Source organism: Lentimicrobium sp. L6, from assembly GCF_013166655.1.
GTDB lineage: Bacteria > Bacteroidota > Bacteroidia > Bacteroidales > UBA12170 > UBA12170.
Window position 1 is genome coordinate 1 of record NZ_JABKCA010000087.1, and the last position, 19,660, is coordinate 19,660.

The 19,660-nt window shown below is 33.1% G+C and carries 16 protein-coding genes and 1 pseudogene; 14 read left to right on the forward strand and 3 right to left on the reverse strand.

Features of this window, described 5'->3' with window-relative positions; genetic code table 11:
• Positions 1-475 precede the first annotated feature (475 nt).
• Positions 476-922: pseudogene (locus tag HNS38_RS21265) on the reverse strand (hypothetical protein).
• 210 nt (positions 923-1,132) lie between these two features.
• Between HNS38_RS21265 and HNS38_RS17490 the strand changes: the two are divergent.
• The 8 genes from HNS38_RS17490 to HNS38_RS17525 all read left to right on the forward strand — a co-directional run bounded on the left by HNS38_RS17490 (position 1,133) and on the right by HNS38_RS17525 (position 7,974).
• The gene (locus HNS38_RS17490) at positions 1,133-2,884 is read left to right on the forward strand and encodes a DEAD/DEAH box helicase (RefSeq protein ID WP_172278863.1); all 1,752 of its coding nucleotides are present in this window, start codon (positions 1,133-1,135) and stop codon (positions 2,882-2,884) included.
• 147 nt (positions 2,885-3,031) lie between these two features.
• Positions 3,032-5,110, forward strand: coding sequence for a DUF349 domain-containing protein (locus HNS38_RS17495; protein ID WP_172278865.1), 2,079 nt, complete (start codon positions 3,032-3,034; stop codon positions 5,108-5,110).
• Positions 5,111-5,283: 173 nt separating this feature from the next.
• Complete coding sequence (locus tag HNS38_RS17500; protein ID WP_172278867.1) at positions 5,284-5,643, forward strand: hypothetical protein; 360 nt, start codon at positions 5,284-5,286, stop codon at positions 5,641-5,643.
• A gap of 3 nt (positions 5,644-5,646) precedes the next feature.
• Entirely contained in the window at positions 5,647-5,832 is a 186-nt protein-coding gene (locus HNS38_RS17505) for a hypothetical protein (protein WP_172278869.1), read from the forward strand.
• Between the two features lie 37 nt (positions 5,833-5,869).
• Positions 5,870-6,400: a hypothetical protein gene (locus tag HNS38_RS17510; protein WP_172278871.1), complete on the forward strand. Its 531-nt coding sequence runs from the start codon at positions 5,870-5,872 to the stop codon at positions 6,398-6,400.
• A gap of 62 nt (positions 6,401-6,462) precedes the next feature.
• Positions 6,463-7,008, forward strand: coding sequence for an RNA polymerase sigma factor (locus HNS38_RS17515; protein WP_172278873.1), 546 nt, complete (start codon positions 6,463-6,465; stop codon positions 7,006-7,008).
• Between the two features lie 34 nt (positions 7,009-7,042).
• The gene (locus HNS38_RS17520; RefSeq protein WP_216663771.1) at positions 7,043-7,483 is read left to right on the forward strand and encodes a hypothetical protein; all 441 of its coding nucleotides are present in this window, start codon (positions 7,043-7,045) and stop codon (positions 7,481-7,483) included.
• 11 nt (positions 7,484-7,494) lie between these two features.
• Entirely contained in the window at positions 7,495-7,974 is a 480-nt protein-coding gene (locus tag HNS38_RS17525; RefSeq protein WP_172278877.1) for a hypothetical protein, read from the forward strand.
• On the opposite strand, the gene HNS38_RS17530 is transcribed toward HNS38_RS17525, so the two are convergent.
• On the reverse strand, positions 7,964-9,904 hold the full coding sequence (locus HNS38_RS17530) for an OmpA family protein (protein ID WP_172278879.1): 1,941 nt from the start codon (positions 9,902-9,904) through the stop codon (positions 7,964-7,966). The genes HNS38_RS17525 and HNS38_RS17530 overlap by 11 nt on opposite strands.
• A gap of 105 nt (positions 9,905-10,009) precedes the next feature.
• On the opposite strand from HNS38_RS17530, the gene HNS38_RS17535 reads away from it, so the two are divergent.
• Entirely contained in the window at positions 10,010-10,633 is a 624-nt protein-coding gene (locus tag HNS38_RS17535; RefSeq protein WP_172278881.1) for a DUF4136 domain-containing protein, read from the forward strand.
• Positions 10,630-11,220 carry an outer membrane beta-barrel protein gene (locus HNS38_RS17540; RefSeq protein ID WP_172278883.1) on the forward strand — a complete coding sequence of 197 codons (591 nt, stop codon included), beginning with the start codon at positions 10,630-10,632 and terminating at the stop codon, positions 11,218-11,220. Before HNS38_RS17535 ends, HNS38_RS17540 begins: the two co-directional genes overlap by 4 nt.
• A 77-nt stretch (positions 11,221-11,297) precedes the next feature.
• Here HNS38_RS17540 and HNS38_RS17545 read toward each other — a convergent pair whose 3' ends face one another.
• On the reverse strand, positions 11,298-13,280 hold the full coding sequence (locus tag HNS38_RS17545) for a fructose-1,6-bisphosphatase (RefSeq protein WP_371742922.1): 1,983 nt from the start codon (positions 13,278-13,280) through the stop codon (positions 11,298-11,300).
• Between the two features lie 225 nt (positions 13,281-13,505).
• Here HNS38_RS17545 and HNS38_RS17550 point away from each other — a divergent pair, with 225 nt between their 5' ends.
• The 4 genes from HNS38_RS17550 to HNS38_RS17565 all read left to right on the forward strand — a co-directional run bounded on the left by HNS38_RS17550 (position 13,506) and on the right by HNS38_RS17565 (position 19,466).
• Entirely contained in the window at positions 13,506-14,210 is a 705-nt protein-coding gene (locus HNS38_RS17550; protein ID WP_172278887.1) for a hypothetical protein, read from the forward strand.
• Positions 14,203-16,500, forward strand: coding sequence for a patatin-like phospholipase family protein (locus HNS38_RS17555; protein WP_172346818.1), 2,298 nt, complete (start codon positions 14,203-14,205; stop codon positions 16,498-16,500). Before HNS38_RS17550 ends, HNS38_RS17555 begins: the two co-directional genes overlap by 8 nt.
• A 52-nt stretch (positions 16,501-16,552) precedes the next feature.
• Positions 16,553-18,121: a helix-turn-helix domain-containing protein gene (locus HNS38_RS17560; RefSeq protein ID WP_172346819.1), complete on the forward strand. Its 1,569-nt coding sequence runs from the start codon at positions 16,553-16,555 to the stop codon at positions 18,119-18,121.
• 163 nt (positions 18,122-18,284) lie between these two features.
• On the forward strand, positions 18,285-19,466 hold the full coding sequence (locus HNS38_RS17565; protein WP_172278893.1) for a hypothetical protein: 1,182 nt from the start codon (positions 18,285-18,287) through the stop codon (positions 19,464-19,466).
• Positions 19,467-19,660: the final 194 nt, after the last annotated feature.

Here is a 19,660-nt window from a genome sequence, read left to right on the forward strand (position 1 = left end):
CTTTTGTTGTAAATCTTTCTTTAAACGTCTGTCTATCAATGTCTTTTAGTATCCTAGTCGTTCCTGAATTTGAATACAATTTACAAATTAATATACTCATATACAACTATTTGTGAACTAAATGGGTAACCCTATTTTTTTTATTGAAACCCTTTGTTGCTGTTTTGTAGGGCTTCATCATAAATGCTATTGTTTACAGCTATTGATGGCAGCATTTCTTTAGATGCTAATCATCTTGCTCTTACCTCGATTACTCTTTTGAATTTAGAGCCGAGCTTAATAGTTCCGCCGCTGGCTATCTCCTCCCAGCCTTTTGTTTCTTAGTAATACTGAGAATCTTTCAAGGCTTTCTGGAGGCCAGTATACATATGAGTTTTTGGTTTTCGGCTCTCTACTGATTTGTAAACCGGATGATTAGCAAGTGAGGGTTTAATTAATTCAGCTATTCCCTCAAAACTTCTTTTATAAGATTGTATTATATATTCCGTTGATTTTTCAGACTTTTGGGGTTTACTTTTCCAGTAATAATATGGCTTGATAACAAGAGAAGGGCATCAGTAAGAAGGTTGTTAAATTTAGCATATTCTTTGGGTTTGATGGTAGCAGATTTCTTAATCTCAGTATAGGTTTACTCTATCGTATCAAGGTGATAATAATCGGGCTCTAATCCGTCTTCAGATATGTTTTTAATGGCTTCAGTGACTTGGTCGATATTGTAAAATTCTAACCAAGCGAAATGATTATCTCTTCTTTTATAAAATTCATGTAGTACATCAACAGCAAATAACTTTTGATTGATAGCTAAGATTTCTCCTGTATCTAGTATTTCAATAATAGCATTTTTAATATCTCCAATTTCGGATTTCTGGATTTTTTTATCCGGCTTAAATTCAGTTGTATAGGGATTGCTTGTGGTTCTGATTTAGGATTGCAGGAATTTTAAATCAATAAAAATGCAAATGAAATATGTTTTAAAATATGTGTCATTGTCTGGGTTTTAGTTAATAAATTTACAAATCGTTTTTTGACAATCAAATTATTCATTTATAGTGTTTTGCGTGACGTAAATAAGTGTATCTTTGCCGCGAATTAAAAAGCCAGATTTATTGGCTTTTGGAAAAAAACACAGTGAATGAATTTTAAAGAAATGGGCTTGGCCCCTGAAGTATTAAAAGCCATTGGTGAGCTTGGATTCGAATCACCTACTCCTGTTCAGGAAAAATGTATTCCGTTTATTTATGAAAGTACACAGGACTTAATTGCCAATGCCCAAACAGGTACTGGTAAAACAGCTGCCTTTGGATTACCTATATTAGGAAATATAGAACATTCAGATAAAAGTGTACAGGCACTTATTTTATCTCCAACACGAGAACTAGCCGTTCAAATAGCAAATGATATTAAAGCATACTCAAAATACTCAAATTTGGTTGATGTGATTGCCGTTTATGGTGGAGCATCAATGGAAACCCAAGTTAGAGAATTAAATAAAGGAGGCCAAATTGTAGTAGGTACTCCTGGTAGAGTTGCCGACTTAATAAAAAGAAGAAAACTAAAAGTAGGGAATATTAAGTATCTAGTTTTAGATGAAGCAGATGAGATGCTCAGTATGGGTTTTAAAGATGAATTAGATGATATTTTATCAAATACTCCATCTACTCGTCAAACTCTACTTTTTTCGGCTACTATGCCAAAAGGAGTAGCGGCTATCTCTAAAAATTACATGACCGATCCTGTTAAGATAGCGCTTGGAAAGCAAAACCAGGGAGCTGATAATGTGAGTCATATTTATCATCAAGTTCAGGCTAAAGATAGATATGCAGCATTAAAAAGAATTGTAGATATGAATCCTGGAGTGTATGGGATTGTATTTGTTAGAACTCGTCGTGATGCGCAAGAAGTAGCTGAGAAATTAATGCAGGATGGTTATAATGCCGATGCATTACATGGTGATTTATCACAGCCACAAAGAGAGTATGTAATGGCTCGTTTTAGAAGCAGAAACCTTCAGTTGTTAGTGGCTACAGACGTGGCAGCTAGAGGCTTAGATGTAGATGACTTGACTCATGTAATCAACTATAATATTCCAGATGATACAGAAGTATATGTTCACCGAAGTGGTAGAACAGGTAGAGCAGGAAAGAGTGGTATCAGCATTTCTATTATCCATGGTCGCGAGCAAGGTAAGATTAGAATTATTGAGCGAATGATTGGTAAGAAGTTTGAGAAAAAGCCAGTTCCAAATGGAAAAGATATTTGTGAGACCCAATTGTTTCACCTAATGGATAAAATGGAGAAGGTCGAAGTTGATGAAAAACAAATCGGACCATTCCTACCAGCTATTTATAGGCAATTAGAACATCTTAGCAAAGAAGACATTATCACTCGTTTCGCTTCTGTTGAGTTTAATAGGTTCTTAGAGTATTATAGCGATGCTCATGATTTGAATGAGAGAGAACCTAGAAGGGGTGAAGATAGAGATGAGAGACCAAGAGAAGGAAAGAAGAACAGAAAAGACATTGATTATAGTCGTTTTTATGTGAATCTAGGTACCAAGAATGGAATAAGCCCTGGTAAACTGATCGGTCTTCTTACTCAGCGCCCTGAGTTTAAAAGTATTGAAATTGGAGAAATTGAATTATTTAAGAAATTTAGTTTCATAGAAGTTGATAAAAATTTTGAAAGTCAAGTTTTCGATCACCTTGAGAATTTAGATTATCAAGGTGTACCTGTAAGGGTTGAATTAACTAAGTCTAAAGCGACTCCTCCTACTAAAAGAAAACCAAGTAATTTTGGTAATAGAAAACCAAAAGGTGGAGGAGGTTTCGAAAGAAAAGGATACGATAGAAGTAAGAAATTTAGGAATAATAGAAATAAATCCTAGTAATTCTATATTATTACCTAGAGATATTGTTGATAGCTAAAAATTCATTGAATTTTTAGCTATTTTCATGTTGGGGGATATAAAAGATTTTTAAATTTGCTTTTCAAAATCAGCGAAGCTGGTTTTATTTATAAATTATTTAAAACAATGGAAAATAAAGAAAAACTCAATCAGAATCCTGAAGTTGTAGAAAATGCAGTTCAGGAGGAGAATTCTCCGGTTCAAGAAACAGCCGAATCAATAATTAATGAATCCAAAGACGTTAAAGCTGAAGAAGCTGAGGGCGAAGTAAAAGAAAAAGTAGAAAAAGTAGAAAAAGTAGTTGAAGTAGCTGAAGTGGTAGAAACTGTTACAGATAGTGCACCTGAAGTGATAGAAGATGTGTCTGTTGCTGTGGAAAGCACCCCCGAGGTAGCTGAAGAAGTAGCTGTTATTGCAGAGGGTACTCCTGAAATATTGGGTGAAACCTCTTCCGATGAAGAGGAAGATGATGCTCATGAAGATGAAAATGTAAGTGAAGAAACTTATCATGAACACACCCTAGAGCAATTGGTTGAAGAGATGGACAAGGTAGTTGCATCTGAATCTGTGAAAAATACTAAAAACAAAGTTGGATATATCCGTTTGGTTTTTGGTAGAAAGTTAGCTGATGTAAAGCAGGCTGCTGAAGAGAAGTTCCTTACTGAAGGAGGTATAAAAGAAGAGTATAAACCAGAGACTATTGATATAGAATATGTTTTCAATAGATCTTTTAATCAATATAAAAAGCTAAGAAGAAAACTGCGTGTAGAGCAAGATGCTATCATGGTTGAAAACTTAGCAAAGAAGAATGAGCTTTTGGAAGAGATCAGAGTTTTGGTGAGTTCTGATGAAACTTTAAAAGAAACTTACGATAAGTTTAACGAGATTCAAACTCGTTGGAAATCTATTGGGATGGTTCCTAAGACTGATATTCAGATTCTTTGGAATAATTATCATTTCTTAGTTGAAAAATTCTTTGATAAAGTTAAGATTAACAAAGAATTGCGTGATTTAGATTTGAAAAAGAATTTAGAAGCTAAAATAGCATTATGCGAAAAGGCTGAGGAATTATTAATAGAGAAATCTGTTAACAAGTCATTCAAATTATTACAAGATTATCATAACGAATGGAAAGCTATTGGCCCCGTTCCAACTTCAAATAACGAAGAGATTTGGGAAAGATTTAAAGTCGCTAGCGATAAATTAAACGATCGCAGAAAAGCCCATTATGAAGAACTGCAAGGGAAGTTAGAGGAGAATTATGAGGCGAAAAAAGCTTTATGTACAAAAGCTGAAGAACTGGTTTTAACTCCAGTTGAAACCAATAAGCAATGGACTAAAAGAACTGAAGAGATTGATGACCTGATGAAGGTATGGAAGACCTTAGGCCCTGCTCCACGAAATGTAAACGATGAGGTATGGGCTACTTTTAAAGGTATCTTAAATCAATTTTATGATGCCAAGAAGGAATTTTTTGGTTCTTTAAAAGCGGAACAACAAGATAATTATCATAAGAAATTAGATTTGGTGAAGCAATCTGAAGCTTTAAAAGATAGCACCGATTGGGGGGCTGCCACTAAAACTTTAATAAACCTTCAAAAAGAATGGAAGACTATTGGGCCAACTCCTAGAAAACATAGTGATGAAATTTGGAAGAAATTTCGTGCTGCAAATGACTTTTTCTTCGAAACTAAGGCCAAGCATTTTAAAGGTCAATTCGAAAAGGAAGATGAGAATTTGAAATTGAAACAAGATTTAATCGGAGAAATCAAAACTGCAGAATATGGGGAGGACAAGAAAGAAAACCTAGAGAAGATTAAAGTTTTCCAACGTCGCTGGACTGAGATCGGTAATGTGCCAAGAAAAGAAATGGATAAGCTCTACAAGGATTATAGAGGAGCCATTGACGAGCAGCTGAATAAACTAGATATTTCTTCTGTTGATTTTAGAAATGCTGGTTTTCGTGATCGTATTGGAGATTTGAAAAAGAATGATGATGATTATACTTTAAGAAGAGAGCGTCAGAATATTCAAAATGCCATGGATAAACTTAAAGAAGATGTTCTTCTTTGGGAAAACAATATGGGATTTTTCAGAAACTCTAAAAATGCTGATGTTTTAAAAATGGAATTTGAAAAGAAAATTAAAAAAGCAAAAGCAGATATTTTAGTTTTAAAAGAAAAAATAAAAATGATAGATAAATAGAATATCTATTCCAATTTTTTTAAAAAAAAAGCTTCGATTTATCGTGGCTTTTTTTTTATGTCCTATAGTCTGTAGTATTTACATATTATTTGATTTAATTTCTACAAAATCAGTTAAATATTTGCTTAATGTAAAACAATGTATTACATTTGTATCATAATAAATTATAAATCATGTATTTAAATTCAATAAATTCAAAAGAACAGCTTAAATCGGAATACCGAAAAAAAGCTTTGAAATTACATCCTGATTTAGGTGGCAATGAGGTTGAGTTCATCAGACTTGCTCAGGAATATAAATTCTGGAAGGATAAACTAGTTGCTCAAAGTAACGATTTAAGTAGGCTTAAGATTGGGGATACAGTTTGGGTTAATAAAACAGAATGTGAAGTTACTTATGTTGATGAAGTATCGTTTATCGCCAAAGCCAAAGGAAGAGTGAAATATGCCATCTTCGATAAGCAGACGGGTAGAGGAAAGTATAATCACCAATACAGAGCTGCCTTAATGAAAGAGTTTTTCAATAGAAAATAAACCATGAAGCAAAATAAAATAGCCACAGGGTTTAGGCTTAGTCCATCCAACTATAAGATTCTAGAATATTATCAAAAAACGCTAGGAATCAGTAAAACGAGTGTGTTAGAGTTATTACTTACTGTTGCAGCAAAAGATAAAAAGATGATGCTCAAATTGCTACAGAAGGCTGTAATGCCTGAAGATTAGTGTATATTTGAAAATTGAAATCTGAAAAATAAATATCATGATTATATTAGAAATATTAAAATATACCTTGCCTTCTGTGGTGGTTTTCCTCACTTCTTTTTATTTACTGAAACAACAAAACGAAAAAGATTTGAAGGTAAAAGAGTTGGAGGATGATATTGATAGGAGAAAAAACACCAATCAAGTGTTATTGCCTATTAGGTTACAAGCTTATGAGCGTATGACCCTTTTCTTAGAGCGCGTTCATCCTCATCAGCTAATTATTAGAAATAATAAACCAGGTTTGAATGCTATGCTGTTTCAATCCATTTTGATAAAAGCCATTAGAGATGAGTTTGAACACAACTTAAGTCAACAATTATATGTTTCTGATGTGGCATGGACAAAAGTTCAAAAGGCAAAAGAGGAGTGCATTAAGCAAATCAATTTTTCGGCTAGTAAGGTAGATTCACAATCTTCAGCCAACGACCTAGGCACATTAGTTATTCAAAATTTCTCCCATATAAATCCAAACCCTATTCAGGTCGCCATCAATCAGTTAAAATCAGATGTCCAAAAAGGCTTATAGATTTTTTTATTCCTGATTAAACTATGTTATAAATTGAACATCAAAGGACAAAACAAAATAACTTGCAGGATAAATCATCTTCTGAAATAATTAAGTTAATTCAAGATAAAGCTACAGTAGAACTGGGCTTCCGGTATATTGTATCTCAATATAAGGAGCGCTTGTATTGGTTAATTAGAAGAATGGTGGTGCATCATAGTGATGCTGAAGATGTGATGCAGAATACTTTTCTCAAAGTTTGGAAAAATATAGACAAATATAGAGGAGATGCTGAATTATATACCTGGCTTTATCGTATTGCTGTAAACGAGTCTTTGGCTTTTCTTAATCAGAAAAAAAGGCAGCAATTTAATTTAAGTGATTATGGTGAAGTTCTGAGTAGTCAGCTCGAATCAGATACTTATTTTGATGGAACAGAAGCTCAAAGAAAATTGCAAAAAGCCATATTGAAACTACCTGAACAGCAGAGACTAGTATTTAACCTTCGTTATTACGATGAAATGAAATATCAGGATATGGCAAAAATATTGGATAAAAGCGAGGGGGCATTAAAAGCAAATTATCATCACGCAGTAAAAAAAGTAGAAGAATATTTTAAGCAGTTTTAAACTATTTGTAATTTTAGCAATCATAATATACAAGGTGAAAGAAAAATTAAACATAGATATGAATCAATCAGAATTAAAAAATAATACTGGAGGTTTTAAAATGCCAGTAGGTTTTTTAGCTCATTTTGAGGAAGAAATATTGCAAAAAATACATGAAGAGGTTAAGCCTAAAAAATATAGGCCTATCATTCGGACTACATGGATGGCAATTGGTTTAAGTATTGCTGCCAGTTTAATCATTGGAATGTTTTTTATTGCTAGACAAGAAAATTCTAGTTCGCTGCAAGAGTTTAGTGAATTGGATTGGGACCAGTATGCTAGTTTCGAGGAGTCTTGGATAGTTCAAGAGTTGTCTACTACAGATGTGGTGGTGACTGATGATGAATATGCCTTGGATATAAATATGTTGATGTACGCAGGTATTACTAATGATGAAATTTTGGAAGCCTTTCAAGAACTTCCTAATGAAGAATAAAAAGGAATGATATGAAAAAAATAGCTTTTGTTTATATAGGAATATTGAGTTTACTTACTTTTAGTCTGTACGCTCAAGATGGTAGAGATGGTGAAGATTTTGAAAAGAAGTACCATTCTCAAAAAGTAGCTTATTTGACTACGGAAATGGACTTGACTCCTGAAGAATCTGCTGCATTTTGGCCACTTTATAATGCACATGAAAAAGAAAAGGGGATAATAAAGGACGAAATGAAATCTTATCGACAAGAAGTAGCCCAAAAAGATGGAGACCTATCTGAGGAAGAGGCTTTAGAAGCTCTAAAATCTTTTCAAGTGAATATGGGAAAGATGCATCAAATTGAACTATTTTACCAAAATAAATATCTAGAGGTGATTCCCGCAACCAAAGTAATTCTCTTATTGAAAGCTGAAAAAGAATTCCGTCGAGATTTGCTACGAGAACTAGCTAATAAGCGAAGACATAGAGGTGGAAGAAATACTATTGACTAACAACAATAAATTCGGTTCTTCTATTATTAGCTCTGCCTTCTTCAGTATCATTGGTATCTATAGGTTTGTCAAAGGAATATCCTTTATATGATAATCTGGATCTCGAAATTCCTTTTTCAACAAGAAAATCATATACTGCCTGTGCTCTGTGTTCAGAAAGATTTTTATTATAGTCATCACTTCCTTGATTATCAGTATGTCCCCCGATTTCTATATTGATGCTTTCGTTTTTATACAAGAACTCATATAGTTTGTTTAACTCACTATAGCTCTCCATTTTTAAGGTGCTCTTATCCAGCTCAAAGAATATATTTTTCAACACAATACTGCTTCCCATTTGAATGGGTAGTAGTGGAATATCTTTGATAAAAGGTTTTAACCGATCATAATTTTCTTTAATATAGATGGCATCTGAATAAAATAAGTATCCATCTTTCGATACGTTTACCATATAATTGTGATGAGGAGTCAAAGGCATAAAGAATTCTCCAAGGGAATTTGAATAGGTATTCTGAATCATTTTCCCAGTTTCCAAATCGATGAGTTCTATGAGAGAAGAGAGAAGTTCACCAGTTAAGGAGTCATAAACCACTCCCTTGAAATAAGTAACTGGATCGGCTTGTATTTCTTTTGGCATGATGAAAGCATATATATCTAACTCCCCAAGCCCGCCATCTCTATCTGAGGCAAAATATCCTATTTTGCCATCTGGACCAACTAAAAGACTGTTCTCATCGCTATATGTGTTTATCGGATAGCCTAGGTTGATAGGCTCTCCCCACTCATTTTGCTCGTTTTTTCTGCTCATATATATATCAGAGCCACCCATTCCTAAATGCCCTTTTGAAGAGAAATATAAGGTCTTATTGTCGGGGTGAATAAACACAGACTCCTCAGGTTCGGCGGTATTGATATTCCCAGAAATCTTTTGAGGCTTAGTCCAATATCCGTCTTCTCCTAAATTGGAAACCATAATATCGGATTCTCTTCGTGTTCCTCTATTTATTCCTCTTACAAAGTATAAAGTTTCTCCATCAGCAGAAAGGCTAGGTTGGCTCTCCCAGGAACCAGAGTTAATTGGAGGACCAAGGTTTACAGCTTGTGTCCATTTGTCGCCTCTTTTGAGGGTGAAAAACAAATCGCAACTGCCGTAACCATTTCTTCCATAACCATAATTACCATTTTGCTCACATGCTGTAAAAATCAATGTGTTTCCATCTGCAGAAATGGTCGCAGCCCCTTCGTTCATTTGAGTATTTATAGATTTACCCATATTTTGCGAAGCGTACCAAGAGCCATCTTTTCTTTTCATAGAAATATAAAAGTCCTCCTGTTGGTGCTGGCCAGCAGCTCCCAAGCGCCTAGTGTAAAGTAATACTTTTCCATCTACCGTCATGGTAGGAAAATATTCTGCATAAATACTATTTATATTTTGTCCCATATTCATGGGTTCAAATTCAACCGGATTTTGTAGGGCAATAGTGGCAAACTGACAGTTGAGAATATTTCGCTCAGAGTCAGATTTAGAATAATCGTCTATTTCTTTATAACTTAGGTATTTGGTGAGTGCTTTTTCAGCTTCTTCATATTTTCCAGAATGGATTAGGAGTTTTCCTAAAAAATAATAAGCTTGGGGATAAAAATCAGGACTAATCTCTACCGACTTTTGATAATAGAATATAGCTCTTTCAAACTCTCTCAAATCAGCATGAATATCACCCATCATTAAATAGGCTTCACAAAAATTGGGGTCGGCTTTTATTGCTTTTTCAAGTTTTTCTTCAGCCTCATAATACTGACCATAGGAAACATGGTAATTGGCTTCTTCAAACATCTTTTTTGCTTTGCCTGATTTAGTGTTTAATTTTTGACCAAAGCTGAATCCAGCCATTAATATGATAAAAACTAGAAATATGGATTTTATTCTCATTTGATATCTATTTAAAACAAAGATATATTATTTAGCTTATAAGGAAAAATAGTAAGTCGCAAAGCTTGTTAAACTTCATTATATTTGCAATAAATAATTGAAACTATGATTCGTAAATATAATTATTTTTACCTGATTGTTTTAGCGATGCTTGTATCGTCATGTTATCCAGATGCTGGGATTTCTCCTGCTGAAACAGATACAGTTAGAACTAGTTTTGTTAGTGGAACTGATTTTTCTCTTTTTACCTATTATCAAATTGCGGATAGTGTGATAAGAATAGATAATGAAGGAAATGTATACTATGAATGGATGAAATATGATGAAGCTATTTTGAATCAAGTAGATAAAAACCTACAAACAAAAGGTTATTTAAATATTGCTGATTTTCCTGATTCTATTGCTGATTTCAATGTTGTGGTGAGTGATTTGTCTGCAGTTCAAATTTCCTATTATTGGTCCTATTTTCCATATGGTAGTTATTATTGGGGAAGTGAACAGGCCAATGGCTACTACCCAATGCCTCCCCCAGATTATATGTTTGTAAGTGCTACTAGTTATATTATGGTGGATATTACAGATTCCGATCCAATATTGGTAACTGATATTCCTATTTATTGGAGAGGTATTGCTCAAGGTATTTATTCTTCAGAAATGGGAACTAGAATCACCAATAGTATAGATATCATGTTTATTCAATCATCTTATTTAAGCTGCCTAGAGATATGAGAAAGCAATTATTCATTATTTTGTTCATGGTGATAGGTGTTGCTGTTTGGGCTCAAGATGTAAAATTAACAGCAAGTTGGTCAGCAGCAATTCCTATGGGAGCTACCAATGATTATGTGAAATTCACCAGTGGGAGGGCATTCCAATTTGAATTGGATCAGAATATAAATCCAAGGTGGAGTGTAGGGGGGACTTTTGCCTGGCAAGCCTTTTTTAATAAAAGTTATACTTTCTATTTTAAAGAAAACTCTGTGATAAGTGCCACGAAAAGAAATTATATCAATGCTTTGATTTTAATGGCGAATACGAAGTACTATTTCCCAAATACTGTAAATAAACTTAGAGTATTTATTGGTGCTGAATTGGGTACTACAGCTATAGAGAATGATGAAATATATGGAATCTATAGAAAGAAAGAAATGTATTGGCATTTTGCTATTTCTCCAGTATTGGGAGTGGATATTCCCATGAACAAGGCATTAGGAATCAATATCTATTTCAAGTATTTAAATTCTTTTAAAACAAAAGAGAGTGTTCATTATTCATGGCTGAATACAGGAATTGGAATTTATTTGAAGATTCCATAAGAAAAGGGTGTGAACCAATAAAGTTCCCTTAACAAAATGTAAAGGGAACTTTATTGGTTCTTAGTATTCTATTTTTTCTATACTCTCTCTTTTACAAATCCTTTTCTGTAGGCTGATAGGAGCATTTTTAAATCTCTAATTTGGTTAAGTATATCTTTACCTATGTCGGTATCTTCTACTCGTTTTCTAGTGGCGTTAGTTTCTACAATTTTTCTACTACTAACAATGTCTACATCGTTTTTAATAGCATCCTCAATAGATTGAAACTGATTGTGCTCAACCAATACCAAGCCATAGCTATTATAAATTAGGGTATAACCACTTAATCCAGTCACTTTTTGGTAAGGTATCGACATTCCACCGTCTATTACCAAAAGTTTACCATTTGCCTTTATTGGGCTTTCGCCTTTAATAGCTTTAACAGGCACATGACCATTTACTATATGTGATATTTCTCCATCTAAACCAAAATCCTCTAGAATCATTTTACAAGTAGCCTCATCTTCGCGAAGTTTGAAATAAGAATTTTTAACTTCTGTATGCGTTTCTTTCTCCTTTACGAAATACCTTTCAAAAGTGGCCATTTTCTTTTTCCCAAATAAAGGAGATTCAGGGCCACACCATAAATACCATAAATAGTCTTTATTTACTTGGTTTTCTTCATCATTGCCTTCAAAATATGCTCTTCGGGCCATGATATCCAATTTATTAAAAAGTGCTTTGCCTTTATATTTTTTATCGCAAATAGTTAATTCTGTGAATCCTCCCTCGTCTGTCATTGGCATACATCCGTGATAGAGAAGGTTGCTGTTATAGCAGAGGTGCATGCTTCCTTTTGAATATAGTGCTTTAATATGATCTTGCAACCGATCGCTATTTAAGAATGAAATTTGAAGCATATTCATCAGCTCTCTTTCGTCTTCATTTAATTTAAAAGGATCTTTAGGATCAATAGTTGGAAAGTACTTGTCTAATAATTCGTATTTTCTACCATCAATATTGATAATACCTTTTTCGTAATCAATTTTATCTAATAATAGTCTGTCATCCATTTCAAACTGAGGATTCCTTTTGATAATTTCAGCTTCCAATTTAAATTGAATTATACTGATGGCTTTATGCATTTGTTTAACCAAATGGATACTCTTGCCATCATGTTTTCTTTCAATATTTTTAGGTTTAAAAACATCAGCAGTATCGATTCCATAATATTTCATGGCAAAAGTAGCTAATGGAAGTAAGTTGACTCCATAGGCCTCTTCTAAGGTGTCAAGGTTTTCATATCTTGCACTTATTCTCAATACTGTAGCAATATAAGCTTTAATTCCTGCAGCGGCTCCCATCCAAACAATATCGTGGTTTCCCCATTGAATATCTATCGAATGGTGCTTGGTGATGACATCCATAACTTTCTCTGCACTCGGTCCTCTATCATATATGTCACCAATAATATGTAATCTATCTATCATTAATCTCTGGATGAAATTACAAAGGGCGATAATGAAAGGTCTAGCTCTTTGAATATCTATAATTGATTTGATGATTTCATTATAATATTCTGTTTTATTTTTATCTGTTCTTTCATTTATCAATTCATCAATGATGTATGAAAAGTCATTGGGAAGAGATTTTCTAACTTTAGAACGGGTATATTTACTTGCTGCAACTCTTGCCACCATCGATAACCTTTGCAATGTAACCATGTACCATTCGTCTAAGTCTGGTTCGCTAGGGATAATAAATTCAAGCTTTTCTTCAGGATAATATATTAGTGTAGCTAAAGCAGCTTTTTCTTTAATTCTTAATGTTTTCCCGAAAATATCTTCGATTTTCCTTCTTATTACACCTGAAGCATTTCTAATAACATGGGTAAAAGTTTCATATTCTCCATGGATATCAGTAAGGAAATGTTCAGTTCCTTTTGGGAGGCGAAGTATGGCTTCAAGGTTAATGATTTCTGTACTAGCTTTCTGTATGCTTGGAAAACTATCGCTTAATAAATTTAAAAAGCGCATATCATTCTTTAATTCCTCAATAGTGAAATCGGTATATTTCATAATCTTAAGTTTATTCTGCCCTATAATTTGAATTTAGGCTTGTTAAAGGGAAAATATGGTTGATATTTATACTACAAAGCTAAGCCTATGGTTTCGTTTATAGGCTAAGTATTTCTCATAAAGTTACGTTATAATTTGTTAATCTCAAAATTTGAATAAAAATAGTGCGTTTTACTTTTCTAGAATTACTTAACTTTACAGCATCTACTAATCATAAATTCATTTTTTATGGAAAATACTGCGCTTTTTAATTTGGTTCAAAAAAAGGGAAGTTTAAAACAAAATATCTATCACAACACATGTGCTGCCTTTCAGGAGTTTAGAACACAAGCGAAGGCCTTGGCCATAGAATATGGGAAATATGAAGAAGATATTCTTGAAGAGAATAGAGTGGAATTAAGTTATGCTGATAAAGGTGATTTTGAATTTGAAATTAAGTTTGGCGGTGATGTATTGTTATTTATGATGCATTCTAATGTGTTTGAAATTCCAAGAAACCATGAGATAATGAAAACACCTTATATTGGTAAGGATAAAGCGCGTTCTTATGGAGGCTTAATTCATATCTATAATTTTCTGGCCGATTCTTTTAAATATGGTCGTGAAAACGATGCTGGATATCTTATTGGAAGAATAATGGTGAATAAAGAGAATCATTACTTTATTGAAGGCAAAAAAGAAATAGGCATGATTTATCATAATTTCGAAAGCTCTGTTTTAGATCAAAAAGCCATTGCTAAAATTATTAGTTCCTCTATTGAGTATACTGTCAATTTCGATTTACTTGTTCCTCCATATGAAAAAGTGACCTATATTTCTGTGGTGGACATTTTACGAAGAGCTCAAAGTAATGGATTAAGTACTGGAAAAAGACTAGGTTTTAAATTTCAAGCCGATGAGAAAGAAATCAAAGGCCAACTAAAAGATGATTAAGAGAAATCTATTCATATTAGTTCTAGTTTTATGTAGTGTTTTATCCTACTCACAAAAGAAAACAGCCTTGGTTTTGAGCGGAGGAGGATCACGAGCTGTTGCTCATATAGGAGCCATTAGAGCATTAGAAGAGCAACAAGTAAAAATTGATTATATAGTTGGGGTTTCTATGGGTGCCTTTGTAGGTGCTATGTATGCCAGTGGAATGACTCCCGACGAAATGGAAGCCTTTTTCTTAAATAATGACGTGGAAGCTTGGGTTAATGAGAATAAGGATTCAATGCAACAAAATCTTTTTATGCAAGATGATGAAGATGCTTCACTGGTATCTATAGATTTTGATATTAATAAGAAAGGGGTGAAGTATAGTGTTCCTACTCATTTTATATCAGCTAATCGTCTTAATTTTGAATTGATGAAAATGCTGTCACCAAGTTGTGTAGCTGCTCATAATGATTTCGATCGATTGATGATTCCCTTTAGATGTGTGGCTACAAATATTGATAAAAATAAATTGGTGGTTTTAAAAGAGGGTTCTTTATGTCGATCAGTAAGAGCAAGTATGACTTTCCCTTTTTTATTAGACCCTATTAGAATAGATAGTGCCTTGTTATTTGATGGAGGAATGATGGATAATTTACCAGTTACAACTGCTATCGAAGAGTTTAAGCCCGATATTATTATCGGTTCCAAAGCTGCTGGAAATTATGATCCACCTAGTGAGGACGATTTGCTTTCTATTATTCAGAATATGTTGACCAAAGACACTGATTTTACAACTCAAGGTAAAGAAGGATTTGTACTGGAGATGGATTTGCCAAGTTTAGATATTGTAGATTTTTCTCAATCAAGAATTATTATTGACTCTGCATATATTCAAATGAAAAGACAATTAAAAGCTCATCAAAATGTCAGCTATTTGATGATTGAACCATACGATTTAGCATCAAAAAGAGTGTCTTTTGATGACAAAAAACCTATTTTAATAGTTGATACTGTAACAGCTGTTTTGGCAAAGCAAGGAAATAATGAATATGTAAATTCTAATTTGAAGCGTCGAAAACCGATTACTTCATACCAGGATATTGAAGAAGATTTTTTTAGAAAGACGGCCAATCCTTCTTACAAACGAGTACTGGCCTCTATGCCATATAATTATAAATTAGGTAGTTATAAATTGGTCTATCATTTGCAAGAAAGTAACCCTTATTCAGTTGATTTTGGTGGTAATATTTCTTCTTCTAACCTGACTCAAGCCTATCTCAAGTTAGCTTATCAAAATGTAGGAAAAAATAGGTTTAGCTCTTATTTGAATGGTTATTTTGGGCAGTTTTACCGTTCTGTAAAAGGAAATGTTAGAATTGATATACCTGGAAAGTACCCTATAGCTTTTCAAGCTTCTGGAACTTTTAATCAAAAGAATTATTTTCGAGGACAGACCTATTTTTTTGAGGAAGAAGAACCATCATATTTAAAAGTGGATGAGCGATTTTTTGAAATGTGTTTTAGTACTCCTTTGTCTCCGGTAGGTAAGTTGTTTGCTTCCTTGAGTTTAGGTACTGATGCCTATCGCTATTATCAAAATAATAATTTCACAGAAATTGACACTTCAGATAAAACAAATATTGAATATGTAAGTCCTTCAGTAGGGATAGCAATCAATAGCTTAAATAAAAAACAATTTGCGAATAGAGGATTGTCATTAAGTGTAAGTTTACGGTATGTTAGTGGTTTAGAGAAATATTACCCAGGTAGTACTTCTTCAAAGAATACAACTTTGCAATTGAGCTCAAGTAATTATAATTACCTAAAGCTGAGTATAGATTACGTGAATTATTTTCTTCATCATAATAAGATCCATTTTGGTGGAGCTTTAAAGGCTTCTTTTAGCAATCAACCTTTCTTGAATAATTATACTTCTAGTATTTTGTCGGCTGAGCAATATTCTCCCACTACAGAATCAAAAGCTTTATTTATGCCAAACTATAGAGCATATAATTCAGCAGCTCTTGGCCTAATATTGTCGTTTGATATATTAAATAGGTTGGATTGGAGAACTGAGGCTCACTACTATCAGCCTTATCAGAGGATCTTATCCAATGAAAAGCAAGAAGCATATTTTGAAACAAAACTATCATCAAAATATGTTGTACTTAGTACTGCATTCATTTATGATACCAGAATAGGTCCATTAAGTTTACATTTAAATTATTATGAGGATTCTTCCGACCCATGGAATTTAATGTTCACTTTTGGATATGTTATTTTTAATCGTATGTCTCTTGAATAATTCTTTAGAGAAATGTAAATCTTTTAGGATATTTGCCACAAACATTTAAACAATGAAATTTATTAAAAACCAAATATTATTTTCTCTCAGTTTGTTGATTACGCTTAGTATTTCCACAATATTTTTATTACAACTGAAGGAAGAGTTTTTTCCTGATAAACAAATCCAGATTATTGCAGATATATATACCAAAGATTTTGAAAAAACGGCAAATGAAGTAGAAAGTACGCTGTCTATCATAAGGGCTCAAATTGATTCTACTCATTTTTCTGGTTTAAATTTAGATCAAAAAGCAGCTTTTTTGATTGAGCATATACAGAGTAATGCTAAAGTGAGTGGGTTAATGATTTTAGAACATTCTGGCAGATTTAGTTTATTACAGCATGAGAAAAATAGTTTTGTTTTTGCCACTGATAGTGCTTCAAAAATAGATAATGTAAAATGGTATCGATTAGATAAAATAGGCAATGTTCACAATACATGGACTATGGCTTTAGGTATGGAGCTTGATATTTTAACTTGGGGTGAGGAAGTATTTAATGAGTCTTATCGTTATAGAACTCCTTTGTGGACATCGAGTGGACAGATTCTAGGCCTAAAAAATGGTGGATTGGCTACTCATATTACTTGGCCATCTCAAACGAATGGTCAGTTAATAACTTGTATTGCTGTTTTAGATCAGAATACAATGGTTACCAATATTCCTTCTTCTATGAAAGATAATTTTCAAAGCTTTATTGTGAATCTTAAAGGTGTGGAGATACCTTTTCAAGGACAGTCACAAACGGGTATAGACAGTACTTGGAAGTTTGATGTTTTTAATAAAGCAAAAAAAAGTTGGAATATTACTGGTTCTATGATTCCGGGAACATTTAATTTTGTTTATAATGGTGATGTATGGTGGAGTCAATCGTATAAAGTGAATATCAAAGGAGTAAATGCCACTGTGTTAAGTGTGAATGAAAGTGCTTTGTATTATACAAGTTTTATGGATCATGTTTTTGAGATTAGTATCATTATTGCTTTATTGGTTCTTACTATCATTTTGTTTTTTAGAGGGAGAAAGAATAGTTATATGAGTTTAGATGAGTTCGTTAAAACTCAAAATACTGATAAACATGCAAGTGAACTTATTACTTTAGGTGAGAATGATCATTTGGAATTTAAATCCTCTTTTAGGTGGGATTATCAGTTAAGTGTGGTCAATAAGGAGTTAGAAGGAGTGATAGCAAAAAGTATAGCTGCTTTTAGCAATACAAGAGGAGGTACGCTACTTATTGGAGTTGATGATGATGGGAATGTTTTGGGTTTAGAGAAAGATATCAATACCTTGAAAAGAAAAGATTTAGACTTTTTCGAAAATACCTTGAGAGCATTTTTAAATAAATCATTTACTGTTTCTTTTGTTACCCAAAACTTAGAAATTAAATTTCCAGTGATAGATCAAAAAGCCATTTGTAGAATAAATGTTTCTGCAAGTCAAGACCCTATTTTTATTGAAATAACAAAAAATAGTAAAAAAAGTGAGCGTTTTTATCTTCGTTCAGGCAATACATCTCAGGAAATCACTTCCTTAAGTGAAATTAATAATTATGTTAAAGATAGATTCACTGATAAATGAAGGTGATTGTCCATAAAATGGATTTAGTCTGTTTGTTGCAAAAAAATCAGGGGTGGTATAATGTATAGAATATCAATGGGATAAGATTTGAAAGCTTCATTGGTATAATTTATGATGTTATTGATTCGCAACTAAAATTGCGAATTACTTTTAATGTAATAATATGAAAGAATATATTTTGTTTTTAAGCCTAGCATTCCTTTTCTTCTTTTCTTCTTGTGAAAAGAAAGAAGAAATTAAAAATGAGAATGTGATTAATAATGAAACCGAATTTACATTTGAAAAATCTCAAGAAGAATTAGATGCTAGGATAGAGTTGGTGAATCAGCCTGTGTTATTTAATAATGATAAATCTACTGTAGACCTAAGCTATACTTGGGTTGCCAATATTTTGCCTATTACATCTGGAGGACATACACTAAGTGCATCTTCAGTTGATGGGTTTGATGGTTCTGTATATGTTGGGTGGCACGCAAGAGGAGAGAATATTGTTGGCGAGTTGTCGGTTATTTCTTTAAATGATCAAGATAATCCTGTGATGACTCAGTATGCTTCATTTGTAAATCAAGAAATGAATGATATTGAAGTGAAAGCAAATGTCGGAAGGTTATTTGTGGCTGGACAAGCTAAAAAGAATATGAGTGGGGCTAGTGTAGGTGATAAAAATGCATTTACTCAAGGATGGAATATCGACCCAGTTACTGGTTATGTTGGTAATATGGTGTGGGAAAACTATCTTCTTGGATATTCTGCTAACTCCATTACCTATGTGGCCAATCAAACTGTATGGGTGAGCAAAGGTTCACAAGGTGGCTTAACTGTTTTTCACGACTATGATACTGAAGATGTAAAACTAGATATGGATATAAATAATGCCAAGCATTTTGATGCTACTGGTGACTATGGTGTCTTGCTTTATGGAGTTGGTTTTAATGAATCTGTTTTGCGTGTTTGGGATATGTCAAATTTATATAGTGATTATGTTGAATATACTATTCCTTATGACGTGACAAGCCTAGGTAAAAATTCTGTAGAGGTAAATTATAACTATGCTTATCTAGCCATGGGTAATGATGGTATTATTAAAGTTGATTTAACCAATGGTAATGTTGTTCATCAATTTGATTATGAAAATGGCGGGTATGCCAATGGAGTTTATGTGGATTGGAGATATATATATGCTGCTTATGGCGCTGATGGACTTTTCGTATTAGATAAAGAAACTTTTGAAGTTCTTGGAAACTGGAATTTCGATGGTTCTTGTAATTATGTAAAGAAAATTGGTAATTATCTTTATTTAGCCAATGGTGATGAAGATGGATTGATAGTTCTTAGAAAAAATTAAAGGGAATATATGTTTGCTCTAATTAGCTGAAGGTTTTTATGAAAATATACAAGACTTGTGTGTTTGATAAATGTATCCCCACTGCTAAATAGACCTTGTCTTCTCAAGAGAACTATATTTTAATATTTTGGGGTAAGATTTGTATCCCCACTACCAACTACAGCCCTAGCCTTTAGCAAACCAATAGGACTGAT

What these genes read in the sequence shown, in the direction of transcription:
- HNS38_RS17490 (WP_172278863.1), top strand. Translation starts at nt 1,133, where the DNA reads ATGAATTTTAAAGAAATGGGCTTGGCCCCTGAAGTATTAAAAGCCATT.
- HNS38_RS17495 (WP_172278865.1), top strand. Translation starts at nt 3,032, where the DNA reads ATGGAAAATAAAGAAAAACTCAATCAGAATCCTGAAGTTGTAGAAAAT.
- HNS38_RS17500 (WP_172278867.1), top strand. Translation starts at nt 5,284, where the DNA reads ATGTATTTAAATTCAATAAATTCAAAAGAACAGCTTAAATCGGAATAC.
- HNS38_RS17505 (WP_172278869.1), top strand. Translation starts at nt 5,647, where the DNA reads ATGAAGCAAAATAAAATAGCCACAGGGTTTAGGCTTAGTCCATCCAAC.
- HNS38_RS17510 (WP_172278871.1), top strand. Translation starts at nt 5,870, where the DNA reads ATGATTATATTAGAAATATTAAAATATACCTTGCCTTCTGTGGTGGTT.
- HNS38_RS17525 (WP_172278877.1), top strand. Translation starts at nt 7,495, where the DNA reads ATGAAAAAAATAGCTTTTGTTTATATAGGAATATTGAGTTTACTTACT.
- HNS38_RS17530 (WP_172278879.1), bottom strand. Translation starts at nt 9,904, where the DNA reads ATGAGAATAAAATCCATATTTCTAGTTTTTATCATATTAATGGCTGGA.
- HNS38_RS17535 (WP_172278881.1), top strand. Translation starts at nt 10,010, where the DNA reads ATGATTCGTAAATATAATTATTTTTACCTGATTGTTTTAGCGATGCTT.
- HNS38_RS17540 (WP_172278883.1), top strand. Translation starts at nt 10,630, where the DNA reads ATGAGAAAGCAATTATTCATTATTTTGTTCATGGTGATAGGTGTTGCT.
- HNS38_RS17550 (WP_172278887.1), top strand. Translation starts at nt 13,506, where the DNA reads ATGGAAAATACTGCGCTTTTTAATTTGGTTCAAAAAAAGGGAAGTTTA.
- HNS38_RS17555 (WP_172346818.1), top strand. Translation starts at nt 14,203, where the DNA reads ATGATTAAGAGAAATCTATTCATATTAGTTCTAGTTTTATGTAGTGTT.
- HNS38_RS17560 (WP_172346819.1), top strand. Translation starts at nt 16,553, where the DNA reads ATGAAATTTATTAAAAACCAAATATTATTTTCTCTCAGTTTGTTGATT.
- HNS38_RS17565 (WP_172278893.1), top strand. Translation starts at nt 18,285, where the DNA reads ATGAAAGAATATATTTTGTTTTTAAGCCTAGCATTCCTTTTCTTCTTT.